General features: G+C 65.8%; 16 protein-coding genes and 1 tRNA gene. 10 read left to right on the top strand and 7 right to left on the bottom strand.

Annotation, left to right across the window (positions count from 1 at the left end; all coding sequences use genetic code 11):
- Positions 1–214: 214 nt before the first annotated feature.
- Positions 215–619 carry a DUF1489 family protein gene (locus ASG20_RS14000; protein ID WP_056053914.1) on the bottom strand — a complete coding sequence of 135 codons (405 nt, stop codon included), beginning with the start codon at positions 617–619 and terminating at the stop codon, positions 215–217.
- 31 nt (positions 620–650) lie between these two features.
- Positions 651–2,060, bottom strand: a complete 1,410-nt coding sequence (gene mgtE / locus ASG20_RS13995; RefSeq protein WP_056053911.1) for a magnesium transporter — start codon at positions 2,058–2,060, stop codon at positions 651–653.
- 108 nt (positions 2,061–2,168) lie between these two features.
- Between mgtE and ASG20_RS13990 the strand changes: the two genes are divergently transcribed.
- Positions 2,169–2,627 (top strand): peptidylprolyl isomerase, encoded by a 459-nt coding sequence (locus ASG20_RS13990; RefSeq protein WP_056053908.1) that lies wholly within the window; start codon positions 2,169–2,171, stop codon positions 2,625–2,627.
- 120 nt (positions 2,628–2,747) lie between these two features.
- On the opposite strand, the gene ASG20_RS13985 is transcribed toward ASG20_RS13990, so the two are convergent.
- Positions 2,748–3,632, bottom strand: a complete 885-nt coding sequence (locus ASG20_RS13985) for a LysR substrate-binding domain-containing protein (RefSeq protein ID WP_056053904.1) — start codon at positions 3,630–3,632, stop codon at positions 2,748–2,750.
- 281 nt (positions 3,633–3,913) lie between these two features.
- On the opposite strand from ASG20_RS13985, the gene ASG20_RS13980 reads away from it, so the two are divergent.
- Together ASG20_RS13980 and ASG20_RS13975 are read left to right on the top strand one after the other, a co-directional pair.
- Positions 3,914–6,187: a CDC48 family AAA ATPase gene (locus tag ASG20_RS13980; RefSeq protein ID WP_056053899.1), complete on the top strand. Its 2,274-nt coding sequence runs from the start codon at positions 3,914–3,916 to the stop codon at positions 6,185–6,187.
- 169 nt (positions 6,188–6,356) lie between these two features.
- The gene (locus ASG20_RS13975; RefSeq protein ID WP_056053896.1) at positions 6,357–6,647 is read left to right on the top strand and encodes a hypothetical protein; all 291 of its coding nucleotides are present in this window, start codon (positions 6,357–6,359) and stop codon (positions 6,645–6,647) included.
- 99 nt (positions 6,648–6,746) lie between these two features.
- Here ASG20_RS13975 and ASG20_RS13970 read toward each other — a convergent pair whose 3' ends face one another.
- From ASG20_RS13970 to ASG20_RS13960, 3 genes are all read right to left on the bottom strand, one after another.
- Positions 6,747–7,541 (bottom strand): DUF72 domain-containing protein, encoded by a 795-nt coding sequence (locus ASG20_RS13970; protein WP_056053891.1) that lies wholly within the window; start codon positions 7,539–7,541, stop codon positions 6,747–6,749.
- Between the two features lie 121 nt (positions 7,542–7,662).
- A tRNA-Gly gene (locus ASG20_RS13965) sits at positions 7,663–7,737 on the bottom strand.
- 191 nt (positions 7,738–7,928) lie between these two features.
- Positions 7,929–10,922, bottom strand: a complete 2,994-nt coding sequence (locus tag ASG20_RS13960) for a TonB-dependent receptor plug domain-containing protein (protein WP_056053887.1) — start codon at positions 10,920–10,922, stop codon at positions 7,929–7,931.
- A gap of 358 nt (positions 10,923–11,280) precedes the next feature.
- Here ASG20_RS13960 and ASG20_RS13955 point away from each other — a divergent pair, with 358 nt between their 5' ends.
- The 7 genes from ASG20_RS13955 (at position 11,281) to ASG20_RS13925 (ending at position 19,627) form a co-directional block, all read left to right on the top strand.
- Entirely contained in the window at positions 11,281–12,078 is a 798-nt protein-coding gene (locus tag ASG20_RS13955; protein WP_056053883.1) for an ImuA family protein, read from the top strand.
- A complete protein-coding gene (locus tag ASG20_RS13950) occupies positions 12,047–13,516 on the top strand; it encodes a Y-family DNA polymerase (protein WP_231420620.1) in 1,470 nt (489 codons plus the stop codon). Before ASG20_RS13955 ends, ASG20_RS13950 begins: the two co-directional genes overlap by 32 nt.
- 13 nt (positions 13,517–13,529) lie before the next feature.
- The gene (locus ASG20_RS13945) at positions 13,530–17,042 is read left to right on the top strand and encodes an error-prone DNA polymerase (RefSeq protein WP_056053880.1); all 3,513 of its coding nucleotides are present in this window, start codon (positions 13,530–13,532) and stop codon (positions 17,040–17,042) included.
- A gap of 236 nt (positions 17,043–17,278) precedes the next feature.
- Positions 17,279–18,175: a tetratricopeptide repeat protein gene (locus tag ASG20_RS13940; protein ID WP_056053877.1), complete on the top strand. Its 897-nt coding sequence runs from the start codon at positions 17,279–17,281 to the stop codon at positions 18,173–18,175.
- Entirely contained in the window at positions 18,172–18,828 is a 657-nt protein-coding gene (locus tag ASG20_RS13935; protein WP_056053870.1) for an LON peptidase substrate-binding domain-containing protein, read from the top strand. The genes ASG20_RS13940 and ASG20_RS13935 overlap by 4 nt, the downstream gene beginning before the upstream one ends.
- Complete coding sequence (locus tag ASG20_RS13930; RefSeq protein WP_056053868.1) at positions 18,825–19,016, top strand: Trm112 family protein; 192 nt, start codon at positions 18,825–18,827, stop codon at positions 19,014–19,016. The genes ASG20_RS13935 and ASG20_RS13930 overlap by 4 nt, the downstream gene beginning before the upstream one ends.
- Positions 19,013–19,627, top strand: a complete 615-nt coding sequence (locus ASG20_RS13925; RefSeq protein WP_056053866.1) for a DUF2238 domain-containing protein — start codon at positions 19,013–19,015, stop codon at positions 19,625–19,627. The genes ASG20_RS13930 and ASG20_RS13925 overlap by 4 nt, the downstream gene beginning before the upstream one ends.
- Here ASG20_RS13925 and ASG20_RS13920 read toward each other — a convergent pair.
- A complete protein-coding gene (locus ASG20_RS13920; protein WP_056053864.1) occupies positions 19,617–20,831 on the bottom strand; it encodes a UbiH/UbiF/VisC/COQ6 family ubiquinone biosynthesis hydroxylase in 1,215 nt (404 codons plus the stop codon). The genes ASG20_RS13925 and ASG20_RS13920 overlap by 11 nt on opposite strands.
- Positions 20,832–20,925 lie beyond the last annotated feature (94 nt).

Genomic DNA, 20,925 nt, shown 5'->3' with positions numbered 1-20,925 from the left:
GTTCCGGATCTTGATCGAGCTAGGCACCCAATCTGTATCGGCCCTCATACCTTCCAAACAGGTATCGTCATTCCCGCTGAGGCGGGAACCCATACTGGCTGACCTCACGCTGAGATCGCCATCCTCTGAGGATATGGATCCCCGCCTGCGCGGGGCTGACGATGGAATTTATCGTCGGGTGGGATGAACCTCGACGAGTTCTGGGCCCTACCCCTTAAATGAGCGCCAGTTCCGCCAGCTTGGTCATCAGCGCCGGCGGCATCACGTCCAGTCCGGTCGCATCCCCGCCCAGATCGAGCGGTGCATCCGCCCCTTCCAGATAGCGCCACCCTTGATGCGCGCGCTTCGGTCGCGCCTGCACCAGCACCAGCTTCGGATCGATGTGGATCGCCACGCGCCCCTCCTCGGCCTCGCCGAACCCGAGGATCGGCGAGCGCGCGATCAACTGGTGCTTGAGGATCCAGAACATCGAACCCTGACCAGCCACTTCCTCGTGCCGCTTGGGCAGATACCGCGTGGTGAGGAACACAGGCCCCTCCTCGCCGCGCAGGCGAAGCCGCTCGGCGAGGTGGTCGACGCTTTCCGCGCCGAACGCGACTTTGGTAAGGTGGAGCGGCATGGCGTTGGAAATGGGCGCTAAACACTGCCGATCAACCGTGCAGCCCCCAAAGACTCGCCAGACCCAGGAACGAGAAGAATCCCATCGTGTCGGTCATCGTCGTCACGAACACCGCCGACGACACCGCCGGATCGATCCGGAACTTGTCGAGCGTTACCGGCACCAGCACGCCGCTGAGCCCCGCCGTGATATTATTCACCAGCATCGCCGCGGCGATCACCAGCGACAGGTCGGTGTTGCGGAAAATGACATACGTCCCGCATCCGATCAGCGCGCCCAGCATCACGCCGTTCGCCGCGGCGATGCGGAACTCGCGGCCGATCATCCGCGCGGTGTTGGAACTCGTCAGCTGGTTGGTCGCCAGCGCGCGCACCACCACCGCGAGCGTCTGCGTGCCCGCATTGCCGCCCATCCCCGAGACGATCGGCATCAACACCGCGAGCAGCGCGAAGCTCGCGATCGTCCCCTGGAACAGCCCGACGACGGAAGATGCCACCATCGCGGTGCCGAGATTGACCACCAGCCACGTGAACCGCGTCCGCACCGTCAGCCGGATCGGTTCGTTGATGTCGCCGTCGCCCGCACCGGCAAGGCGCAGCGTATCCTCGCCCGCCTCTTCGGAGATGATGTGGACGATGTCGTCGACCGTGATCATCCCGACCAGCCGGCCGCCATGATCGACCACCGCCGCCGAGATCAGCGCGTATTTCTGGAAGCGCAGCGCGACCTCCTCCTGGTCCATGTCGACCGGGATTAGCGTCTGTTCGCGCTTCATCACGTCGGCGATCGCGATCCCGCGCGGCGTGCGCAGCATCCACGACAGCTGGCACGTGCCGATCGGCTTGTGTGCGGGGTCGACGACGAAGATTTCCCAGAAATCGGTCGTCAGCTCCTCGTGGCCGCGCAGGTAATCGATCGCGTCGCCGACGGTCCAATGCTCGGGCACCGCGATCAGCTCGCGCTGCATCAGGCGGCCGGCGGATTCCTCGGCGTAGCTCAGCGCCTCCTCGATCGCCGCGCGATCGTCGGGATCGAGCGCGCGCAACACCGCGCGCTGCTCGTCCTCGTCCATGTCCTCGATGATCGCCACGGCATCGTCGGTATCGAGTTCGGACGCGAGATCGGCGACCTGGTGCGGCTCGAGCGCATCGATCAGGTCCTCGCGGACGTAATCGTTCATCTCGGCGAACACGTCGCCATCGAGCAGATCGGTGACCGCCCGCGCGAGTGCGGCACGATCCTCCTGCGGGGTCAGCTCGAACAGATCGGCGATGTCGGCCGGATGAAGCGGCTCGACCAGCGCGCGCGCCGCCTCGTCGTTGCCGTCCTCGACCGCATCGAGCACGGCCCGGACGAATTCGGGCCGCAGATGGTCGTCGCGATCGAGTTGCGTCTCGGGCTGGGTGTCGGTTTCGGGCTCGGGAAGCTCGAGTTCGCTCATGGCTGCCTCCCTTAAAAGATGGTCGGTTGGGCCCTAACGCGACGCGCATGCATTTGCCAGTCGGAGTGCGGCTCCCTATCTGCCGCGCATCAATTCAGGAGACCAAGAATGGCTGACACCCCCGAAACGCTGACGCTGACCCTCGACGGCGGCGACGTCACGATCAAGTTCCGCCCCGATCTGGCGCCCAAGCACGTCGAGCGGATCGCCGAGCTGGCGAACGAAGGCTTTTACGACGGCGTCCCCTTCCACCGCGTGATCCCGGGCTTCATGGCGCAGGGCGGTGACGGTGGTCGCGGCGACGGCACCGGCGGGTCGAGCAAACCCAACCTCAAGGCGGAATTCTCGGCCGAGCCGCACGTCCGCGGCGTGTGCTCGATGGCACGCACCAACCAGCCCGACACGGCGAACTCGCAGTTCTTCATCGTGTTCGACGACGCACGCTTCCTCGACAAGCAGTACACCGTCTGGGGCGAAGTCACCGACGGCATGGACCTGATCGACGCGCTGCCCAAGGGCGAGCCGCCGAAGACGCCGGGCAAGATCGTCAAGGCTCGCGCGGCGTAAGCTACATTCCCCTCCCGCTAGCGGGAGGGGCTAGGGGAGGGAGCGACGTACGTACCGGCGTTCGGTCAGCGAGGTACGCCCCTCCCCCGCCCCCTCCCGCAAGCGGGAGGGGAGTAGCGGTCAGACCTCTGCCACCGTCCGTATCAGCCAATCGTGGAACAGCTTCACCGGCTTGGTCTGCAACGCCCTTGGGCGGCACACGAACCAGTAGCTGTACGGGCTCTCCACCTCGATATCGAATAGCCGCACCAGTCGCGGATCGTTTGCATCCTCGAAATGGCTCGCGTGCATGAACGCCACGCCAAGCCCCTGCGCCGCAGCCTCCAGCATCAGCGCCCCCGAGTCGAAATGATCGATCGCCAGCGGCTCGATATCGTCGAGCCCCGCCGCCGTCCGCCACGCGGTGAACGTATCCGTCATGTCGCGGTGCACCAGCGCCGTCAGCGTCGAGAGCTGTTCGGGCCGCGTGACCGGGTCCGCGCCCTCCAGCAGGCTCCGCGCGCCGATCACATATACCGAGTTCCGATCGAGCCGCCGCGCGTAGAACGCCGGGTCGATCTCGCGCGACAAGGCGATCACCGCATCCAGTCCGTCGCCGAGCCGCGACACCAGATGCGCCGCGGTATCGATATCGAGGTGCAGCTCGGGATGCGACGTGCGCAACTCGCCGAGCTTGGGGAACAGCTTCTGCGACGCATAGAGCGGCAGGATCCCGAGACGCAGCCGCAGCACTTCGGTCGTGCTGGTCAGTGACTCGACCGCATCGGACAGCGAATCGAGCACCGGCGCGATCTGTGCCAGCAGCCGCTCACCATCCGCGTTCAGCACCATCGCCTGATGCCGGCGCGCGAACAGCGGCTTGGCGATGAACCGCTCGAGGCTCTGCACGCGCCGGCTGAGCGCAGGCGCCGACAGCGCGAGATCCTCGGCCGCGGCCTTGATCGACCCCAGCCGCGCGACCTGCACGAACGCCTCGATAGCCCCCAGTGGCGGCAGCCTGCGCATGATCCCTCTTTCGACTCGACGAGTGTGACAATGACCGCTGGACGCATTCAGCCATACGATTGCAGTTAGCGCAATCGTAGCTGATCCCTTCGCACTTGCAACATGAACCGTCTCGCCGCAAAAAGACCTCGCCTTTCAGGCATCCTCTCCTAAAAACTTTCACGGGCTGGCCTTCATTGGCCGGCCCTTTTTTTGTGCGTTTTCGGATGCGCGAACAGGGCCGGTCCTCGAAACCGCGTGGTGCACCCCCCATTTAATCCTTCGAGTTCGAAGGAGTCGAGATGCCCGATAGCGAAATCCCCACGCGGAAAATCCAGGTCGCCAATGCGCGTCCCGAGGACAGCGGCCGCGGCCTGGCACATTTGCCGCGCGCGTTGATGGCAACGCTCGGCATCGGCGAAGGCGACGTGATCGAAATCCTCGGCAAGCAGAACACGCCCGCGCGGGCGGTGGGTCCGTATCCCGAGGACGAGGGCCTCGACATCCTCCGCATCGATGGCCTTCAGCGTGCCAATGCCGGCGTCGGCTCTGGCGATTTCGTCGAGGTGCGGAAAGCCGAGTCGAAACCGGCTACGCGCGTCGTCTTCGCGCCAGCGCAGCAGAACCTTCGCCTCCAGGGCTCGACCAACGCGCTTAAGCGCACCTTCCTCGGCCGGCCGATCTGTCAGGGCGATATCGTCGCGACCGCGGGGCACCAGCGCGTCGGCAACATGCCGCCCAACGTCCAGCAGTTCATGAACGCGCCGGCCTACGCGCTCCAAGAAATCCGCCTCGCGGTGATCGCCGCCAGCCCCAAGGGCGTGGTGCACATCGACGAGAACACCGAGATCGAACTGCGCTCCGAATACGAGGAGCCGCAGGCCGCACGCCGCGCCGACGTCACCTATGACGATATCGGCGGCATGGCGCAGACGATCGACCAGTTGCGCGAGATGGTCGAACTGCCGCTCCGTTATCCCGAACTGTTCCAGCGGCTTGGCGTCGATCCACCCAAGGGCGTGTTGCTGCACGGTCCTCCCGGCACCGGCAAGACGCGGCTGGCGCGTGCCGTCGCCAACGAATCCGACGCGCAGTTCTTCCTGATCAACGGCCCCGAGATCATGGGCTCGGCGTACGGCGAGTCCGAATCGCGCCTCCGCGAAGTGTTCGAGGAAGCGGCGAAGGCAGCGCCTTCGATCGTTTTCATCGACGAGATCGATTCGATCGCGCCGAAGCGTGGTCAGGTATCGGGCGAGGCGGAGAAGCGTCTCGTTGCGCAACTGCTGACGTTGATGGACGGCATCGAATCGCGCGCCAACCTCGTCGTGATCGCGGCGACCAATCGTCCCGAGGCGATCGACGAAGCGCTGCGTCGTCCGGGCCGGTTCGACCGTGAAATCGTCGTCGGCGTGCCGGACGAGCGTGGCCGTCGCGAGATCCTCGGCATCCACACGCGCGGCATGCCGCTCGGCGATCGTGTCGACCTCGATGAGCTGTCGCGCACCACCTACGGCTTCGTCGGTGCCGATCTCGCCGCGCTGACCCGCGAGGCGGCGATCGAGGCTGTCCGTCGGATCATGCCCAAGCTCAATCTCGAAGAGCGAACGATCCCGCCCGAAGTGCTCGACGAACTGTCGGTCACGCGCGAGGATTTCCTGGGGGCGCTCAAACGCGTCCAGCCCTCGGCGATGCGCGAAGTCATGGTGCAGGCGCCGACCGTGCGCTGGGCCGATGTTGGCGGTCTCGACGATGCGCAGATGCGGCTGAAGGAAGGCGTCGAACTCCCGCTCAAGAACCCCGACGCGTTCCGCCGTCTCGGTATCCGCCCGGCCAAGGGTTTCCTGCTCTATGGCCCCCCCGGCACTGGCAAGACGTTGCTTGCCAAGGCGGTCGCGCGCGAGGCGGAGGCAAACTTTATCGCCACCAAATCGTCCGACCTGCTCAGCAAATGGTACGGCGAAAGCGAGCAGCAGATCGCCCGTCTGTTCCAGCGCGCACGCCAGGTCGCACCGTGCGTGATCTTCATCGACGAACTCGATTCGTTGGTGCCAGCGCGGGGTTCTGGCGCGGGCGAACCACAGGTGACCGAGCGCGTCGTCAACACGATCCTCGCCGAAATGGACGGGCTGGAGGAGCTGCAGTCGGTCGTCGTGATCGGCGCGACCAACCGGCCTAACCTGATCGACCCGGCGTTGCTCCGTCCAGGCCGGTTCGACGAACTTGTCTATGTAGGCGTCCCCGACAAGGCAGGCCGCCGCCGCATCCTCGGCATCCAGACCGAGAAGATGCCGCTGGCGTCCGACGTCGATCTCGACCGCCTCGCTGAGCGCACCGATCGCTTCTCGGGTGCAGACCTCGAGGACGTCGTCCGCCGCGCCGGCTTGGTGGCGTTGCGCCGCTCGATCGATTCGACCGACGTGACGATGGCCGACTTCGAGGGCGCGCTGAAGGAGTCGCGCGCCAGCATAACCCCGGAAACCGAGCGCGAGTATGAGCAGATGGCTGCGCGCCTCAAGCAGGATGCGACGGCGATCCAACCGTTGGGCTTCGCCTTCCCGCCAAGAAAAGACGACTGAATCGGGCGTTACCCATCGCCACCCCGGGCCTGCCCTATCGTGAGACGGGACAGGCTGCGGGGTGATTGGGCGCTTGCTCCGCCTCGTAGTGGCCGCCTCGGCACGGCCGAAAGTGAACCCTTCGTCGCGACGGGCGTTTGGCGAACGGATCACGAGAGAAGGACATATCATGAAGATTCAGCATGCTACGGCTATCGCGGCCGCTCTGACGATGATGTGCGGCACGCCGGCGCTCGCCCAGACGACGCGGCAAACCAAGGTGGATCACGACACCAAGGTCCATGACGGCGTCGCCACCGCCACGACGAAAGTCACCACGACCAGCAAGCGCAAGACGCACCGGCCGAAGAAGATCCTCGGCGTGAAGGTCGGTCACAAGACCGTCGAGCACAAGACGGTCCGCGAAAGCTCGGTGAGCTCGGACGGCGACCGCAGCGTCAAGGTCAAGACCTCGCATTGATCCGACACGGGCACTGGCGCCGATCGCGCCAGTGCCCGGCAAGCGGAAGCGACCGTCCGGGCGCAGGTTCGGGCGTTACCGCCAGCAGACGGGTGATTGCTACCCTGATACGCGTTCGATCAGCGCCATCGCCGCGTGAGGCGCCCTGACCTTGGCGCCGTTGATGAAGAAGACGAACGTCTCGCGCGCATGCTTGGGCGGTAGCGCCTCTTCGATATAGGGAAGCCCCTCGGGTCGACCGCCCGCCGCCCAGAGCCTCGCCTTGGCCGCCCAGTCGTCCAGCGCGGCCGGGGCATAGCCGGCGACGAAGCGCTCCTCGGCGTCCTCCAGCCGGACGTAGACGAAGTCGCCGGTCAGATCGGCGATCGCGGGATAGTCGGCGGATTGCGCGAAGACGATCGTCACGCCCGCCTCGCGGCACATCGCGACGAACGCGGGCACCGCGAAGCTTGCGTGCCGGACCTGGACCGCGTGACGGAGCGCGATGCCATCCTGCTTCGCGGGCAACAGCTTCAGGAATGCGGCGAAATCGTCCGCGTCGAACTGCTTGGTCGCCATGAACTGCCACAGGATCGGCCCGAGCCGGTCGCCGAGCTCGACGATGCCCTGTCCGGTGAACTTCGCGATCGACTCGCCCGCCTCGGCCAGGACCTTGCGGTTGGTGCAGTAGCGCGACGCCTTCAGGCTGAACACGAAGCCGTCGGGGACTGCCTTGGCCCAGGACGCGAAGGTCGCGGGCTTCTGGCTGCCATAATAGGTGCCGTTGATCTCGATCGCGGTGACGTGCGCGGCGGCATAGTCGAGCTCGCGCTTCTGCGGCCATTTCTCGGGGTAGAACGTCCCGCGCCACGGCTCGTAGGTCCAGCCGCCAATACCGATTCTGATGTCACTCATCGACGACGTGTAGCGCGCGCGAAGCCGTTTTGGCGATGGGCCATTCGGGTGGCATATCAGGAGATGACGAAGGGATTGTGCAGACCGCATCGGCGAAAGTCGCTGCCGTCATGGCAGCGACTGGAGCGGGCGAAGGGATTCGAACCCTCGACCCCAACCTTGGCAAGGTTGTGCTCTACCCCTGAGCTACGCCCGCTCTGGCGCCGTAGTCTCCGGTCTGAAGCGACACGGTGACTGGGTGAGGCGCGCTGTTAGCCCGGTGTTTGCGGAACGGCAAGCGCCTTTCGCACTATCATCGCGATATTTCGTCGAACCGCTGTGTGCAGCGCACAAAAAAGGGGCGGACGTTGCCGTCCGCCCCTTCCTGGCCATGCGTCGGGAAAGCGATCAGAACTGGAAGTTCGCCCCCACGCGCATCGTCCGGCCGACCGCACCGATCTGCGTGTAGGTCGGGTTGTAGTTGACCGCGGCATAGTTGCCCGCGTTCAGCGGCGCCTTCTGGTCGAGCAGGTTGACGACGTTGAAGTACAGCTTGAACTTGTCGTTCACCGCCACGCTGCCGGTCAGGTCAACATCGACGAAGTGCTTCACGTGGCAATTGAACTCGGGATCCGTGCCGCCGTACGTGCTGCCGCCGTTGCAGTCGGTGGTGCCGAACTGGTCGAACGCCACCGCCTTGTAGCCCGACGTGTAATACGCCGTCGCGGTCAGCGTGTACGCCTTGTAGTCGACGCTGTTCTGCCAGTTGCCGCGCCATGCCGGCGTGCCTGCGCCCGACGAGGTGACGTAGGGCGCCTGCGTGCCCACATAGTCGACGAACGGATCGGCATCGCTCGACTTGAAGTCGTAATGGAGGATGTAGGTCGCCTCCGCACGGCTCGAGAAGTGGAAGTCGTCGCTCGGCTTGAACTGGACCAGCGCCGAGAAATCGAGCCCGGAGGTCTTCAGCGCCGCCGCATTGGCAAAGGGCGAGTTGACGAACAGCGCGCGCGGTTGTGCGTTCGGGAACGACGGATCGATCGCGTCGGGCGTCACGCTGTAGCCGGTCGGCAGCGCGGTGCCCGCGTAATAGGCGGCGAGCGCCTGGTTCGAGAGCGGGCCGCCGGTGATCACGCGGGTCTTCTTGATGTTGTAGTAATCCGCGGTGAAGCTCAGCCAGGGCAGCGGCTGGACGACCACGCCGCCGGTGAAGCTGCGCGACAGTTCGGGCTTGATGTCCGGGTTGCCGGCGGTGTTGAAGCCGATCGAATAGGACTGGTTATACGCACTGCCGCCCGAGCACGTCGTGCCGGTGAGCGTGGCGCCATGCTGCGCCTGAAGCGAGCAGGGCGGCACGGCGGCGGTGAAGCCGACCACCGAACCCGACGTCTCGGCGAAGCTCGGGGCCCGGAAGCCCTTCGAGAAGGTGCCGCGCAGCGCGACCTGACGGATCGGCGTGAACTTCACCCCGATCTTCGGCGAGAAGTGGCTGAACCCTTCCGAATAATGATCGAAGCGGCCCGACCCGTCGATCTCGAGGCTGGTCAGGATCGGCGCGTTGACCTCGAAATAGGCCGATTCGACGGTCCGGTTGCCGACCGCCGAGAACTGGTTGAGGTTGATTGTCGTGAAGTCCGGGTTCTGGCTCGGATCGTTCTGCGCCTCGTAGCGGACCGAGCCGCCGACGCCGACCTGGAGCGGACCGCCGGGAAGCTGGAACAGGTCCTTGGTGATGACGCCCTGGATCATGTCGAGGTCGCTGGTCGCCTGCGAACGGACCGTCGGCGAGATCGCGGCGCGGACGGCCGCGGTGTTCAGATCGGGATTGGCGAAGTTGTAGCTGCCGGTGGTGATCGCGGTCTGCAGTCCGGCGAGGTTGAGATAGCCGTTCTGCGTGATGTCGAGCCACGAATGCGCCGCGGTGATCGACGCGGAATAGCCCCAGCCCTCGCCGAACTGGCCGTCGATGCCCGCCGCCGCACGGATCACGTGGTTCTTGTACTCGGACGAGGCGGGGATGTCGCCGAACCGATAGCGGATCGCCGCTGCCAGACCCTGGGTCGCGAACGGGTTGTTGGTGGTGTTGAGCGTGCCGTTCGCCAGCACCGCCGGCAGGACGATATTCTGCGTGTTGACCGGATTGGCCGAGCGGATCAGCGCAGGACTGCCCTCCGACTTCACGTCGTTCTGGAAATACGATGCGATCAGATAGGCCTGCGTCTTGTCGTTGATCTGCACGGTACCGTGGGCGGTGACGCCGAAACGAGTCTGCTCGGGCTGGATCTGGCCGTAGTCGGAGACGAGGTTCTGTTCGCAACCCTGGTCGATGAAGGTCGAACCCGACCGTGGCGTGGTGACGAGCGTCTGCCCCGCGGCGCACCCATTGGGGTTGAGCACCTGGAAGGCACCGGTCGCGAGGCCGGTACCCGACAGGATGTTCCCGGGTGTGGTCTGCGTGGTGGGCGCGACGACCGCGCTGGTGGTCTGGCTTGGCGCGACCGAGCCGGGGTTGTTGTTGTCGCCGCCGATCGAGGTCAGATCCTGCGTGTTGTACGGGAAGCCGCGGTTGCGATTGTAGATCGGGTCGTCATGCTGGTATTCGCCGCTGACGTAGAAGTTGAAGCCCTTCTCCTTCAGACGACCGGTGCCGAGCGTCAGCGTCGCGCGCTGTTCGCCGCCGTCGCCGCGCTGGGACACGCCGCCTTCGACCGTGCCGTACGCGCCGACGATCTCCTTCTTCATGATGATGTTGACGACGCCGCCGATCGCGTCGGCGCCATAGCTCGACGAGGCGCCGTCCTTGAGCACTTCGACGCGGTCGACGATCGCGTTCGGGATGGTGTTCAGATCGACGAACGAGCGCTGGCCGTCATCCGAAAGCGGATAGTTGGCGGTGCGGACACCGTCGATCAGCGTCAGCGTCGAGCTCACGGTCAGGCCGCGCAACGACACGCCCGACGAGCCGGCGCCGAAGCCGTTGGTGAACGAGGTCGGGACCGAGCCGCTGCTGTCCGCGGAGATCGACCGCACCGCGTCCGACACGTTGTTGATGCCGGCCTTAGCAAGCGAATCCGAGGTCAGCACGGTGACCGGCGACGGCGTCTCGGTATCGGTGCGGCGGAACAGCGTGCCGGTGACGACGATGTCCTGCGACTGGCCGGCGTCGGTGCCGGGCTGGGCGGTGCCGGGCTGGGCGGCGGTGGTCTGGGCGGCAGGGGCGGCAGTGGCCTGCGCTGCGGGTGCGGGCGAGACGTCACCCTGCGGCGGGGTCGATACCGACGTGCCCGGCTGGACCTGCGCATCCTGTGCGAACGCCGGCGCGGTGCCGATCAGCCCGACCAGGGCGAGCGCCGAAAGCGCAGAGCTCCGCAGCAAAGTCGGCCGGAAAGCGATTTTGGTCATGATGAAGCGATCTCTTGCAAGGCTCCTCCCCCCCCCTTGGGAAGACAGTGAGCGCGTTCCGGAACGGCCGCGTCATCCGGGGAGGAATACGGCACGGCGGAAGGCTGCAACGCTGTCGTAAAACTGTAAATAACCGCGAAGATCGGGGGAATCTTCGGTACGGACATGTCACGGAATAGACACTGTTCCTGACGCATTTTTCATGTGGGAGCGTGTCTGAGCGACGAAGCGTGCCCGGCCCGCGAGCAAATGAATGAGCGTGTCATTAAGACTGAAAGACGAAATTTCCTGCGCCCAGACACGCTCGAAAAAAGATTCCGCTTGGCGACTCACCCGTCGGAACATTACAAGAACAATTGTGAACGAGTCGTCCGCCCTGATTGCCCGCCTGAAGCGGATCGCCACGACCGGGATGCCGACCCAGGGGGATGGCCGTGCCGACGATGCGTGGCTGACGCAGGGCATGGCCCGAGCGCAGCTGCACGAGATTTTCACCGCCATCGACGATTCGGCGAGCGGCGCGGGGTTCGCGGTCGCCTCGGTTCTGGCAGCGCGCGCGGCCCCGGTGATGTGGTTGCGCACCGAGGCTAGCGAGCGGCAAGGCGGGCGGCTGCATGCGACCGGGCTGGTCGAGATGGGGCTCGACGTGACGTCGCTGGTGCTGGGGCTGGTCGAGGACGAGGCGGACTTGTTGCGCGCCGCCGCCGATGCCGCGCGCTGCCATGGGCTCGGCACGTTGCTGATCGAATCCTGGGGGCGCGCGCCAGGACTCGACCTGACCGCGACGCGGCGACTGATGCTGGCGGCAGAAGCCTCTGGCGTGACCATTCTCAGCCTGCGCATCGGCGCCGAACCGGTGCCGAGTGCGGCTGCATCGCGCTGGCAGGTCGCCGCGTGTCGGTCGCGACCGCTGGAGGCCGACGCACCGGGCAAACCTGCCTTCGACATCGAATTGCTGCGTCGACGCGGAGGCCAGGCCGGGCTTCGCTGGCGTGTGGAGTGGGACCGTGACGCGTACATCTTCGATAATACCGCCTTCGACCAGATCGCCTTCGCCTCTGGTGATTCCGCGACGCTACCTGGCGCTGGTGTTTCCGTGGCTGCCGATCGAGCGGCTGCAGACGATGCGGCCGCATTTGTTCGTCGGACGGGCTGAGACGCCGATCGCGTTCGTCGAGACGGTCTCGGGCGGTATCCGGCTGAAAGCGCTAGACCGTGAAGCCATGCGAGCGGGTCTCCGACCCGGCCTGACGCTGGCGGATGCGCGGGCGCAGGTACCGGAACTCGAGGTCTACGAGCATGATGCGCATGCCGACCACGAATGGCTCGAGCGGCTCGCGGACGGATGCCAGCGCTACACGCCATCGGTCGCGCTCGACGAGCCCGATGGCCTGATCCTCGACATCGCCGGGTGCGTGCACGAGTTCGAGGGCGAACGGCGTCTGGCTGCCGACCTGGAGGAGCGGCTGGCGCGGCGGGGTGTGCTGGTGCGCCATGCGTTCGGCGACACGCCCGACACGGCTCGCGCGCTGGCGCGGTATGCGGGGGCGCCGGCGCCGGATGAAAAGCGTGCGGTCAAGCGATTGCCGGTGGCTGCGTTGGGTCTCGACGAGGATGCGACGACCGCGCTGTCGCGTGCGGGACTGAAGACGGTCGGCGACGTGATGGCGCGGCCCTTAGCGACGATCGCCGCACGGTTCGGTGAGGAGGCGGCGATGATGATCCGCCGTCTCGATGGCTCGGTGAAGGGGCCGATCCTCGCGCGGCGGACGGTGCCGAAGATCGGCGTCGAACGCCGCTTCGCCGAACCCATCGCACGCACCGAATACGCACTCGAGATGCTGGCCGAACTCGCCACCGAAGCTGCGGCTCAGCTTGCCGACCGTCACGAGGGCGGCCGCCGCTGGGAAGCGCGCCTGTTCCGCGCCGACGGCCTCGTCCAGCGGCTGCGGATCGAGACCGGTCAACCAACACGCGACATAGCGTTATTGATGCGATTGTTCCGCGAACGGATCGACAGCCTCGCCGATCCGCTCGATCCGGGGTTCGGCTATGATATGGTGAGGCTCGACGTCGCGTTGGCCGAAAAGCTCGACGCGTCGCAGCTGAAGCTGGAGGGCGGCGAGGCGCAGAAGGGCGAGGTCGCGCAGCTCGTCGACCAGCTCGGCACGCGGCTGGGCCGGGCGCGCGTCCGCCGGTTCTCCGCGCGCGACAATCATATTCCCGAACAGGCCGAGCTGATGCTGCCCGCCGCCGAAGCGCCCGCCCCAACGCCGTGGATCGCGCCCGAAACCGACGAACCGCCGTTGCGGCCGATCTACCTGTTCGACCCGCCGCAACCGATCGAATCGATGATGGCCGAAGTCCCCGACGGCCCGCCGCACCGCTTCCGCTGGCGCCGCACGGTGCACGACGTCGCGCATAGCGAAGGCCCGGAACGGATCGCTGGCGAATGGTGGCGACGCCAAGACATACCGACGCGCGATTACTACCGCATCGAAGACCGCCGCGGTCGCCGCTTCTGGATCTTCCGCCACGGCCTGTATTCCGAGATGGAGGCACCCCGCTGGTACCTCCACGGCGTCTTCGCGTGACCCCTCTAGCGTCATGACCGGGTTTGCGGAACTCGTTGCTGCGACCAACTACTCGTTCCTCGACGGTGCGAGCCATGCCGAGGATATGGTCAGCGAGGCGATCAGGCTGGAACATGCGGGAATCGGCATCGCCGACCGCAACACGGTGGCTGGCGTGGTGCGTGCGCACAAGGCGTTGCGCGAGAAGCGGGCAGACCTCGATCTGCTCGGCCTGCCTGACATCGATTTCAAGCTGGTGGTCGGCGCACGCCTGATCTTTGCGGACGGCACGCAGGACATCGTCGCCTATCCCGAGACCCGCGCCGGATGGGGCAGGCTGACGCGGCTGCTGACCGTCGGCAACCTGCGGGCGGAGAAGGGAGGCTGCATTCTCGGCCTTGGTGACCTGCTGCGCCACGCCGATGGCTTGTTGCTGATCGTGTTGCCCGAAACCAGCGTACGCGATGCGACCCCGCTAAAGGCAGGCCTGTTGCCGCCGCCACGAAAGAATCCAAGTCTGAAATCGACTTTGGCCCTGCTGGCGCGTAACCTGAACGGCCACCTCTGGCTTGGCGTTACGATGCCGCGTGGCGGTAAAGATCGCCGGCGTCTCAACAGGCTGGCGCGGATCGCGGACCCGCTGGGCGTGCCGCTGCTGGCGACGTGCGATGCACTGTATGCAGATTCTGACGATCGTCCGTTGCATGACATAGTTACCTGCATCCGCGCGGGCGCTACCGTACAGAACGCGGGGAAGCTGATCGCGGCCAATGCCGAACGCCACCTGAAACCCGGCAGGGAAATGGCGCGGCTGTTCGGAGACCGGCCAGATGCGGTAGCCGAGAGCCTGCGCCTGTTGGAGCGGATCGATTTCGATCTTACCCAGCTATCCTATGAATATCCTCACGAGCCGATCCCGGACGGATGGGAGGCGCAGGACTGGCTGGAGGAGCTCAGCTGGTCCGCGGCGCGCGAAAGGTTTCCCGACGGCGTTCCCGATAGGCTGGTGCGTCTGCTGAATGAAGAACTGCCGCTGATCCGGGAGCGGAAATACGCGCATTATTTCCTGACTGTGCACGACATCGTCCGCCATGCACGGTCTCTCGATCCGCCGATCCTGTGTCAGGGCCGAGGATCGGCGGCCAATTCTGCGGTGTGCTGGTTGCTCGGCGTTACGTCGGTCGATCCGATGAAATACGATCTGCTTTTCTCGCGCTTCGTTTCAAGTGAGCGTGATGAACCGCCCGACATCGACATCGATTTCGAGCATGAGCGCCGCGAGGAGATCATGCAGTACATATATGGTCGCTACGGCCGCCACCGGGCGGCGATCGCGGCGACCGTCATCCACTATCGCTCACGCAGCACGGTACGCGAGGTCGGCAAGGCGCTGGGGTTGACCGACGACGTCACGCAACGGCTGACAAGCACCGTATGGGGCAGTTTCTCGGATAAGTTCGACGACCGGCGGTTCCGCGAAACGGGGTTTGATATCGAGAATCCAGAGATTGCGCGCTTGCGGACGATCGTTACCGGATTGCTCAAATTCCCTCGGCATCTGTCGCAGCATGTCGGTGGATTCGTGCTGACACAGGGGCGTCTCGACGAGACTGTACCGATCCATAATGGAGCGATGAAGGACCGGACGTTTATCGAATGGGACAAGGACGATATCGACGAACTTAAGATAATGAAGGTGGATATCCTCGCGCTCGGCATGCTGACCTGCATCCGCAAGAGCTTCGACCTGATGCGGCAGCACCAGCTCGGCGATCATCTGCTGAACACGATCGCCAATGACGAGAATCCAGCGGTTTATGACATGCTGTGCAAGGGCGACAGCATTGGCGTGTTCCAGGTCGAGAGCCGCGCACAGATCAATATGCTGCCACGTCTGCGGCCGCGCGTGCTGTATGATCTGGTCGTGCAGGTTGCGATCGTGCGGCCGGGGCCGATCGAGGGCGATATGGTGCATCCGTATCTACGGCGCCGCAGTGGCAAGGAAAAGGTCGAATTTCCCTCGCCTGATCCAAAGTTCGGCCCGCCCGATGAGCTGCAACAGTTGCTCCGATTCACCTACGGCGTTCCGTTGTTCCAGGAGCAGGCGATGAAGCTGGCGATCGTCGCGGCGGGGTTCACGCCGAACGAGGCGAACCAGTTGCGCAAGTCGATGGCGACGTTCCGCAAGGTCGGGGGAATGGACAATTTTCAGGCCAAGCTGGTCGGTGGAATGGTCGCGCGCGGGTATGAGGCAGAGTTCGCAGAGCGGTGTTTCAAGCAGATCGAGGGGTTTGGGTCCTACGGGTTTCCAGAGAGCCATGCGCTGTCGTTTGCGCGGCTGGTGTATGTGTCGTCGTGGATCAAATGCTTTCACCCGGCGGTGTTCTGTTGCGCGTTGCTCAATTCGCAGCCGATGGGGTTTTATGCGCCGGCGCAACTGGTGCGCGATGCGGTAGAGCACGGGGTTACCGTGCTGCCGGTCGACGTGAATGCGAGCGGGTGGGATAACAGCTTATCCTCCCCGGCACGAGGAGGGGGACCGCGCGAAGCGGGGTGGAGGGGGGCTTCCGCCAACGTATCGCTTGCGACTGGGCCTGTTACGAGCGCCGCGTTTGGGGATGCTACTCTTCCAGGCGGGACGTCTGCGGCGCCCCCCCTCCACCATCCTGCGGATGGTCCCCCTCCCCGTGCCGGGGAGGATTTGCGGCTTGGGTTTAGGCAGGTCGATGGGTTTCGGAAGGATTGGGCCGACGAGATCGTTCGCGTTCGGACTACACCGTTCGCGAGCATCGAAGACCTCGCGCGTCGGGCGAACCTGCCGCAGCGGGCGATGAACCTGCTGGCCGATGCGGATGCGTTCCGGTCGGTGGCGAAGGAGCGGCGCGAGGCTTTGTGGGATGTGCGCCGGACGCCGCCCAAGCAGCTTGCGCTGTTCGCCGCGGCAGAGGTGCCTGAGCTTGGCGCGGAGCCCGATGCGCATCTGCCGGCGATGCCTCTGTCCGAACAGGTCGCGGCGGATTACCAGACGACGCGGCTGTCGTTGAAGGCGCATCCGATGCAGTTCCTCCGCGAACGCTTTGCCGCCGAGGGGATCTTGTCGAGCGCGCAGGCCAACGCAACGAAGGACGGGCGGCGCGCGAAAGTGGCGGGCGTGGTGCTGGTCCGCCAGCGGCCGGGCAAGGGCAACGCGATCTTCGTGACGATCGAGGACGAGACCGGGATCACCAACGGGCTGATGTGGGCGCGCGACTTCGAGGCGAACCGCCGCGCGGTGATGGCATCGCGGCTGATGGTGCTGGAGGGCGTGATCCAGCGCAGCGAGGAAGGCGTCACGCACCTGATGACGTCGCGTGTGCAGGATCGCAGCGACATGCTGCGGCTGTTGTCGGAAGATCAAGCGCTGGAGCCGCCGCTCGCGCGCGTGGACGAGGTGATCCGGCCCGTCCTGCCACGCGGCCCTGACGGACGGACACCGCGTGCCCAGCATCCGCGCGCGCAGCATCCCCGGAACGTCCGCGTGCTACCCAAATCGCGCGACTTCCATTGATGCCCGCCACTCCCGCGAACGCCAAGGTCTCCCTATTGGGCGCAGGTCGCGTGCCACGTGAGATACCCCGGTTTTCGCTGGGGTGACGGACTGGGCCACCGCAGAGACAAGCTGGTGCGCGCGTGGAATTTCGGACGCGATGGTCTAGACATGGGCTCTAGAGGTGGCATTCGCTGCGGGGGCGCCCCAGATAGCACGCGAGAATTACACGGGAGTTGAACTTGGCCACGCTTGGAATGTCCCCCGCGGAGAAGGACGCCGTCGAGGCGTTCCGTCGCGACGTCGTCGAACCGTCGATGACGAGCCTCGTGATCATCGATTTCTGGGCGGAATGGTGCGGGCCGTGCAAGGCGCTGACGCCGACGCTGGAGAAGGTCGCGGCGGATTATGCCGACAAGGGCGTCGTGCTGGCGAAGGTCGATACCGACAAGAACCAGTTCATCGCCGCGCAATTCCAGATCAAGTCGATCCCGACCGTCTACGCGATGTTCCAGGGCCAGCTGGTCGCCGACATGACCAGCGCGCGCACCGAATCGCAGTTGCGCGTGATCCTCGACCAGTTGCTCAAGCAGCTGCCGATCGAAGCCGGCGCAACCGACGCGGTGCCCGACGTCGAGCCGTTGATCGCGATCGGCGAAGAGGCGCTCGCGGCCAATGACGGCGAGCGCGCACTGGGAATCTTCCGCGAGATCGCCGAGATCGCGCCCGAGCATCCGCAAGTGCATGCCGGCTTCGTCCGCGCATTGGTCGCGACCGGGCAGCTCGACGAGGCGACCGACTGGCTGGCCAACCTTGATCCGGCGATCGCCAAGGACCCGGCAATCCACCGCGCGCAGGCGGCGCTCGCGCTCGCGCAGTCGGCACCTCCGGTCGAGGACCTGTCGCCGCTGCTCGCTGCGGTCGAGGCGAACCCAGACGACTTGCACGCGCGGTTCGCACTCGCCAACGGCCAGATGGCGGCGAACGACCGCGATGCGGCAGCCGACACGTTCCTCGGCATCATCGCCACCGAGCGCGACTGGAACGAGGGCGCGGCGCGGACGCAGCTGCTGAAACTGTTCGAAGTCGTCGGGCTCGAGGATCCGTGGGTGTCTGGACAGCGACGCCGCCTGTCTGCGATCCTGTTCGGATGACCACCGAGTCCGCCCCCCCGCGCGCCACCCCCCCGCGCACGACCACGCGGCTGTCGATCTTCCCGTTGCCGGGGGCGTTGCTGTTCCCCGGTATGCATCTGCCGCTGCACATGTTCGAGCCGCGCTATCGGGCGATGATCAGCGATGCGATGGCGCGCGATCGGCGGATCGGGATGATCCAGCCGCGGGGCGGACCGCATGACGACGCGGACGCGCTGTACGACATCGGCTGCGTCGGCAAGATCGCCGAGGTCGAGGCGCTCGACGACGGGCGCTACAACGTCGTGCTGGAGGGTATCGCGCTGTTCCGGATCGTCCGCGAGCTCGACGTGACGACCGCATTCCGCCAGGTCGAGGCCGAGTTGCTGCCGGTGATCGAGGACGATGCGCTGTCGCTCGGCCGGCGATCGTCGTTGGAACTGGAGTCGCGTCGATTCGCGGACATGCAGGGCTATGCGGTCGATTGGGATGCGGTCGGCCGGCTCGACGACGAGAGCCTGGTCAACGGCATCGCCCAGATCGCACCGTTCGACGCAGCCGCGAAACAGGCGTTGCTCGAGGCGCCGGACATCGAGCAGCGCGCCGAGCTGATCATCCAGCTGATGCAGTTCTTCGGCCGGCATGACGGCGACGAATCGGTGACGTTGCAATGAGCGCGCTCGATCCCTGGCTGCTCGAACGCCTCGTATGCCCGATGACGCGAACGCCGCTCCGCTATGACCAAGCAGCAGGAGAGTTGATCTCCGACGCGGCCGGCTTGGCGTATCCGATCCGCGAGGGCGTGCCGGTCATGCTGGTCGAGGAGGCCAGACGAATCGACGCAACCGCGCCCAACGTATGACGTCGACCGACCGCCGCCTTCCAATACTGGGCGCGGTCTGGGCGGTAGGGCTATTGGCCTCGGGTTGGTCGCCGGCGGACCGCGCAACATGGTGGATGGAGGTCGCGCCCGTCCTGCTTGCATTTCCCGTACTGGTCGTCCTGCGCCACCGGTTTCGCTTCTCACATCTCGCGCTGGCGTTGATCATGCTGCACGGCTTGGTGCTGATGCTCGGCGGTGCCTACACCTACGCCCGCGTCCCGATCGGTTTCGCGGTGCGGGACTGGTTGCATCTCGCGCGCAATCCCTATGATCGGTTCGGGCACCTGATGCAGGGGTTCGTGCCCGCGATCGTCCTGCGCGAGATCCTCATCCGGACCGGCAGTATCGCGTCGCGCCGACTGCTGACGGTCACCGTCCTCGCCTACTGCCTGTCGGTCAGCGCCTTGTATGAACTGATCGAGTTCGGCGCCGCCGTCGCGCTCGGCCAAGGCGCGGACGCGTTTCTTGGGACGCAGGGCGATCCGTGGGATACGCAGTGGGACATGCTGATGTGCCTAATCGGCGCTATATTCGCGTTGGTCCTGCTATCGCGCGTTCACGACAGGCAGATCGCCCGCCTCAGACCTTGAGGCCCTGTAACAGCTTGGGCAGATCGCCGCTTTCACCGCGTGCTTCGGCCATGAAGCGGTCCTTCAGCGGCGGGATCGCGTTGACCGCGCTGATGCCGAAGCGGCGGACCGCGCTGGCGGTCTTGCCGGGGAGGCCGAACAGACGGGTGAGCGTGTCGGTGGCCGCCGCGGTCATGAACGTGTCGAGCCCGCGCCAGCGCTGGTAGCGCGCGAGCAGCGCCGCATCGCCGAGGTCGAGGCCGAGGCGCTTGCCCTCGACCAGTACCTCGGCGAGCGTCGCGACATCGCGGAAGCCCAGGTTGAGGCCCTGCCCGGCGATCGGATGGATGCCGTGACCGGCGTCGCCGACCAGCGCGAGCCGCGTGTCGGTGATACGCGCGGCGTGGTGGAAACCGAGCGGATAGGACGCGCGCGGCGTCGCCATCGACAGCGCGCCGAGAAAACCGCCCATGCTCTTCTCCGCTTCCGCCAGGAACGCGCGGTCGCCGAGCTTCAGCATCCCGGGCGCGTCCTTCGCGTCGACGGTCCAGACGATCGCCGAGCGGTGGCCGTCGGCATCGTCCGGCAGCGGGAGCAGCGCGAACGGGCCGCTCGAATAGAAGATCTCGTACGCCACGTCGTTATGCGGCAGTTCGTGATGGAACGCGCCGATGATCGCGGTGTGATCGTAGGACCAGCGCGCGATCGTGATCCCGGCAGCCTCGCGCGTCGGGGAGTTGCGACCCTCCGCGGCGATCAACAGCGGGGCGCGAATGACGTCGCCCGAGTCCAGCGTGGCGGTGACGCCCGATTCGGCACGGTCGACTGTCGTCGCACGTGTCTGCATGCGGAGGTCGACATGCGGCGCGGCGGTCGCGGCATCGAACAGCGTGCGGCGGAGCAGCTTGTTCTCGTACATCGTGCCGAGCGCGCCATCGTCGGCGGCGGGGACGAAATCGAGCGCGCCGGGTTCGAGGCCGTCGCTGACGCGGATCTGGCGGATCGCACAGCCCTGCCCCGCCAGCGTCGCGCCGATGCCGATCGCGTCGAGCATGCGGTGGCTCGCGCTCGCCACTGCCGACGCGCGGCCGTCGAAGCCGGGCGCCAGCGTCACCGCGGGGTCGGCGGGGTCGATCACGATCGTCGAGATGCCGTGCACGTCGAGCGCCACGGCGAGCGTCGCGCCGACCAGCCCGCCACCGAGGATGATTACATCTGTGTCCATGAGCCCGCTTTATCCCGCCAGCCGGTCGCTGCCAACGACGATCCGGACGCAGCTTAACCCGTGTTGTCGCGTGGTTACCTTGACGTTGAGCCTG

The organism is Sphingomonas sp. Leaf198, assembly GCF_001424005.1.
In the GTDB taxonomy this organism is placed as follows: domain Bacteria; phylum Pseudomonadota; class Alphaproteobacteria; order Sphingomonadales; family Sphingomonadaceae; genus Sphingomonas.
This window is presented reverse-complemented; position numbering and strand designations above follow the sequence as displayed.

What these genes read in the sequence shown, in the direction of transcription:
- ASG20_RS14000 (WP_056053914.1), bottom strand. Translation starts at nt 619, where the DNA reads ATGCCGCTCCACCTTACCAAAGTCGCGTTCGGCGCGGAAAGCGTCGAC.
- ASG20_RS13985 (WP_056053904.1), bottom strand. Translation starts at nt 3,632, where the DNA reads ATGCGCAGGCTGCCGCCACTGGGGGCTATCGAGGCGTTCGTGCAGGTC.
- ASG20_RS13935 (WP_056053870.1), top strand. Translation starts at nt 18,172, where the DNA reads ATGACCACCGAGTCCGCCCCCCCGCGCGCCACCCCCCCGCGCACGACC.
- mgtE (WP_056053911.1), bottom strand. Translation starts at nt 2,060, where the DNA reads ATGAGCGAACTCGAGCTTCCCGAGCCCGAAACCGACACCCAGCCCGAG.
- ASG20_RS13925 (WP_056053866.1), top strand. Translation starts at nt 19,013, where the DNA reads ATGACGTCGACCGACCGCCGCCTTCCAATACTGGGCGCGGTCTGGGCG.
- ASG20_RS13920 (WP_056053864.1), bottom strand. Translation starts at nt 20,831, where the DNA reads ATGGACACAGATGTAATCATCCTCGGTGGCGGGCTGGTCGGCGCGACG.
- ASG20_RS13950 (WP_231420620.1), top strand. Translation starts at nt 12,047, where the DNA reads ATGCGGCCGCATTTGTTCGTCGGACGGGCTGAGACGCCGATCGCGTTC.
- ASG20_RS13945 (WP_056053880.1), top strand. Translation starts at nt 13,530, where the DNA reads ATGACCGGGTTTGCGGAACTCGTTGCTGCGACCAACTACTCGTTCCTC.
- ASG20_RS13975 (WP_056053896.1), top strand. Translation starts at nt 6,357, where the DNA reads ATGAAGATTCAGCATGCTACGGCTATCGCGGCCGCTCTGACGATGATG.
- ASG20_RS13960 (WP_056053887.1), bottom strand. Translation starts at nt 10,922, where the DNA reads ATGACCAAAATCGCTTTCCGGCCGACTTTGCTGCGGAGCTCTGCGCTT.
- ASG20_RS13940 (WP_056053877.1), top strand. Translation starts at nt 17,279, where the DNA reads ATGTCCCCCGCGGAGAAGGACGCCGTCGAGGCGTTCCGTCGCGACGTC.
- ASG20_RS13930 (WP_056053868.1), top strand. Translation starts at nt 18,825, where the DNA reads ATGAGCGCGCTCGATCCCTGGCTGCTCGAACGCCTCGTATGCCCGATG.
- ASG20_RS13990 (WP_056053908.1), top strand. Translation starts at nt 2,169, where the DNA reads ATGGCTGACACCCCCGAAACGCTGACGCTGACCCTCGACGGCGGCGAC.
- ASG20_RS13970 (WP_056053891.1), bottom strand. Translation starts at nt 7,541, where the DNA reads ATGAGTGACATCAGAATCGGTATTGGCGGCTGGACCTACGAGCCGTGG.
- ASG20_RS13980 (WP_056053899.1), top strand. Translation starts at nt 3,914, where the DNA reads ATGCCCGATAGCGAAATCCCCACGCGGAAAATCCAGGTCGCCAATGCG.